Source organism: Ideonella sp. P3_A4, assembly GCF_056403075.1.
On record NZ_JBFUGE010000521.1, the window covers coordinates 1 to 4,290 of the forward strand.

General features: G+C 69.1%; 4 protein-coding genes. 1 reads left to right on the plus strand and 3 read right to left on the minus strand.

What is annotated here, in order from left to right:
- Positions 1–292: 292 nt before the first annotated feature.
- Both AC1DYI_RS28055 and AC1DYI_RS28060 read right to left on the minus strand, forming a co-directional pair.
- The gene (locus tag AC1DYI_RS28055) at positions 293–1,669 is read right to left on the minus strand and encodes an aspartate aminotransferase family protein (protein WP_477207407.1); all 1,377 of its coding nucleotides are present in this window, start codon (positions 1,667–1,669) and stop codon (positions 293–295) included.
- A gap of 5 nt (positions 1,670–1,674) precedes the next feature.
- Complete coding sequence (locus tag AC1DYI_RS28060; RefSeq protein ID WP_477207408.1) at positions 1,675–3,015, minus strand: glutamine synthetase family protein; 1,341 nt, start codon at positions 3,013–3,015, stop codon at positions 1,675–1,677.
- 180 nt (positions 3,016–3,195) lie between these two features.
- On the opposite strand from AC1DYI_RS28060, the gene aroQ reads away from it, so the two are divergent.
- Positions 3,196–3,645: a type II 3-dehydroquinate dehydratase gene (gene aroQ / locus AC1DYI_RS28065; RefSeq protein WP_477207409.1), complete on the plus strand. Its 450-nt coding sequence runs from the start codon at positions 3,196–3,198 to the stop codon at positions 3,643–3,645.
- Between the two features lie 22 nt (positions 3,646–3,667).
- Here aroQ and AC1DYI_RS28070 read toward each other — a convergent pair.
- Positions 3,668–4,290: general secretion pathway protein GspB (locus AC1DYI_RS28070; protein ID WP_477207410.1), on the minus strand; the 623-nt coding region annotated here is incomplete at its 5' end.

A 4,290-nucleotide genomic window follows, 5' to 3' on the forward strand; every position in this document is an offset into this window, starting at 1 on the left:
GGCGACCGCGAATGGGGCCTGCGCCCGCACCCCCGAGCCACCCACCAAGGCACCCGGGTGGCATGCAAAGGCGAGGTACGCCACCGACAGTGCTTCAGGGCGGTGGTGGTGCCCCCGGGCGCAGGTTCCATTCGCGGTCGCCCCCACGTCGCTAGGGCACCACGATGTTGATGCGGCTGTCCGTCGCTTGACGCGACCGTGCCCCGCGAGCGTGGGCCGGAGAACGGGGGCACCGCCGCCGCCCTGCCGCCACCACCTGGGCAGTCCGAACGCGCGCAGACAGGCCGAGGCGTCATTCCAGCCCAGCCAGCGCCGACAGCGCCTCGCCGAACGCCGCGAGCAGCCGGTCGACATCGGCATCGGTGGTGTCGGGGCAGACCAGCATCATGTTGTGGAAGGGTGTGATCATCAAGCCGCGGTTGAGCAGGAACAGGTGCAGTGCTTGCTCCAGTTCGTCGTCCATCGCGGCGCCGGCTTCTGTGCCGTTGCGCGGTGGGGTGGCGCAGAACTGGAACTCGCAGCGCGCGCCGACTTGCGTCACACACCAGGGCAGGCGGTGGCGCGTGATCACGGCGCGTAGGCCTTCAGCCAGCCGCGTGCAGCGCGAGTGAAGTGTCGCGAAAACGGCTGGCGTCATCAGCTCGGTCAACGTCGCACGCATCGCGGTCATGGCCAGCAGATTGGCGGTTAGGGTCGTGCCGATGCCRGAATGCCCGGGCGGCGCAGCGCGCTTGGCAGCTTCGGCCCGCGCTGCGAGTTCAGCGCTGAAGCCATAGGCCGCGCAGGGCATGCCACCACCCAACGGCTTGCCGACGACCACCGCGTCGGGCGTCAGGCCATGGGCACGCGCATAGCCGCCCGGCCCGCTGCTGATGGTGTGCGTTTCATCCATCACCAGCAGACTGCCGTGGCGGTGGATCAGCTCAATCGCGCGTTCCCAGAAGCCGGGCTCGGGCAGCACCATGCCGATGTTGGTCATCACCGGCTCAGCCAGCACGCAGGCCACGTCGCCCGGCGCGAGCGCTGCTTCCAGCGCGGCCAGATCGTTGAACTCGACGACGCGTGTGGTTCGGGTCAGGTCGTGCACCTGGCCAAGCAGGCTGCCGCGCTGCTGCGGATGGCCATCTACCAGGTCGACGAACACGTCGTCGACGGTGCCGTGGTAACAGCCGTTGAAGACCAGCAGCACCTTGCGGCCAGTGGCCGCGCGCAGCCAGCGCAGCACGAAGCGGTTGGCGTCGGTGGCCGTCATCGCGAACTGCCACTTCGGCAACCCGAAGCGCTCGGCCAGCAGGGCAGAGACCACCGCTGCGTCCTCATTGGCCAGCATCGTCGTCAGGCCGCGTTCGGCTTGGCGCTGCAGTGCGGCGGTGACAGCTGGCGGTGAGTGGCCGAACATCGCGCCGGTGTCGCCGAGGCAGAAGTCGACCCGCTCGTTGCCGTCCACATCGACCAGCCGCGCGCCCTGGGCCTCCGCGACCTGTAGCGGGAAGGGCGTGGCCCAGTCGTTCATCCAGTGCAGCGGCACGCCGAACATCAGGTGCTGGGCAGAGGTGGCGGCCAGCGCGTGCGAGCGTGAGTTGGCGGCTGTGTAGCGGGCGCGCTCGGCCTGCGTCACTTCGCGCACGCGAGCGTCGGCCACGCCGGTGCGTGGGAGTGTCTTCGTCATCGTCGTCAGACCAGCAGCAGCAGGTGCTCGCGCTCCCACGAGCTGATCACCCGGTTGTACGTGGCGTATTCGAGCTCCTTCACCGCGCAGAAGGCGTCGACGAAATGCCCACCCAGCACTTCTTTCACGGGCTCGCAGGCGCGCATCGCCGCGATCGCGTCTTCCAGATGGCGCGGCAGTTCGTGGCTGACGTTCCATGCGCTGTCGGCCGTCGGTTCGCTGGGCTGCAGCTTGTCGCGCATGCCCAGCCAGCCGCAGGCCAGCGTGGCAGCCATCGCGAGGTAGGGGTTCACGTCAACACCGGGCACGCGGTTCTCTATCCGGCGCGATTCGGGGCCCGACTTGGGCACGCGCAGGCCGCAGGTGCGGTTGTCGTGGCCCCAGCGCACGTTGATCGGCGCCGACATGAAAGGCGCCAGCCGGCGATACGAGTTCACATAGGGCGCGAACATTGGCATCAGCTGCGGGATGTAGGTCTGCAGCCCGGCCAGGTAGTGCATGAACAGCTCGCTGGCCGAGCCGTCTTCGCGGCTGAAGACGTTGCGGCCGTCTGAAGCGCTCAGCAGGCTCTGGTGGATGTGCATCGCGCTGCCCGGCTCCTGCTCCATCGGCTTGGCCATGAAGGTGGCGAACACGCCGTGGCGCAGCGCCGTCTCGCGCACCGTGCGCTTGAACAGGAACACGCGGTCGGCCAGGTCCAGCGGCTCACCGTGGCTGAAGTTGATCTCCATCTGGCCTGGGCCGGCCTCGTGGATCAGCGTCTCGACGCCGAGCTGGTGCACCTCACAGAACTGCGACAGCTCCATGAAGAAGGGGTCGAAGTCGTTGACCGCGTCGATCGAGTAGCTCTGCCGCCCGACCTCGGGCTTGCCGGTGCGGCCCAGCGGCGGTTGGAGCGGCTCGTGTGGGTTCTGCTGGCGAGCGACGAGGTAGAACTCCATCTCCGGCGCGACGATCGGCTTCCAGCCTTGGCCTTCGTAAAGCGCGAGCACCCGCCGCAGCACGGCGCGCGGCGAGAGCTCGACCGCGCGGCCGTCCCACTCCTGGCAATCGTGTATCACCACCGCCACCGGCTCTGCCGCCCAGGGCACCACGCGCACGGTGGCCGGGTCCGGCAGGCAGACCATGTCGGGGTCGGTGTCGCCCACGAAGGGGCCGTTGTCGGGCTGTTGGCCGTTGACGGTGTTCAGCAGCACGCTCTTCGGAATGCGCATCTCGCCGGCCGCCAGAAACAGGTCGCGCGGCAGGATCTTGCCGCGCGCGATGCCGGTCATGTCGGGGATCACGCACTCCACCTCGTGGATGCGGTGGCGGGCGAGGAATTCTTCGATGCTGGAGCGGTTCATGCCGCCGATCTTAACCAATCTCGATGGATGTGATCACAAACCATCATTGTTTCGTGGGAGATAGGATCAAGAATCCAATGGTGTGATCACGTCGGTGGCCACGGCGGGGCGCTGTTGCCTGGCACGTCGGTGGCTCGACCGCCACCACGGCGGCCGCCTCACGCATTAGCATCACGCCCCATGAGCATCCTCTTGCTGAACGGCCCGAACCTGAACCTGCTGGGCACGCGCGAGCCGCACATCTATGGCGCCGACACGCTGGCCGATGTGGAGCGGCGTTTCGTCGACGAGGCGGCCGCGCTGGGCCTGAAGGCGCTGTGCTTCCAGAGCAACCACGAAGGTGCTCTGATCGACCGCATCCACGCGGCGCGGTTGGATGGCACGCAGGCGATCGTCATCAACCCCGGTGGCCTGACGCACACCAGCGTGTCATTGCGCGATGCGCTGGCCGGCGTGGCGCTGCCGGCGGTCGAGGTGCACATCAGCAACGTGCACAAGCGCGAAGAGTTTCGCCACCACTCGTTCATCTCGGCGGTGGCCGACGGCGTGGTCGCCGGGTTGGGCGTGATGGGGTACAGCGCTGCGCTGCGCTACCTCGCGGTCAAGCTGGCCACCAAGCCGGCGGCCTGAGCGGCCCGATCGAAGCTGCTGCTCAGTACGGCAGACGGAAGCGCTGGCCCTTGAAGCGCAGCACGGCGCTCTTCGGCTCGATGCGCTCGAGCACCAACCCCGGCGCGGGCTGGCCGCCTTCTTTCACCACCTCGCCGTTGAGCATGATGAAGCGGCTGGCCGCGTCGTCGGAATAGACCGAGCCGGTCACCGCCAGGTGCGGCAACTGCTGGCGAAGGGTGCTGGGCAGCTCGGCCATCAGCGGAACGGCTGCATTCGGCGTCGGCTCGGGCGGTCGCGCAGCGGTCTGGGCGGGCGCTGGGACAGGCCCCGGCGCAGGCGCGATCGCAGCGGGAGGCGTTGGGCGCGGTGCTGCCGGCGGCTTGGCCTCGCGCAGCGGCTTGGCGGCGGGCGGTGGTGGCGCCACATAGGCGACCGGCGGTGGGGCCGGGGTCGCCGTCACTGGGGGCGCTTGGACGACCGGTGCCGGTGCCGGCTCAACGGAGGGCGCGGCAGCCACGACGGGCGCCGGCGCCGGCTCGGGCGCCGTCATCGGTGTTGGCAACGGCGCATGCGCATCGGCGCCCATCCGCCAGGCCAGCGCGGCCACCACCACCAACGCGGTGCCACCACCAGCGACCAGCGCCCAGCGCGGCAGCCCGGGGC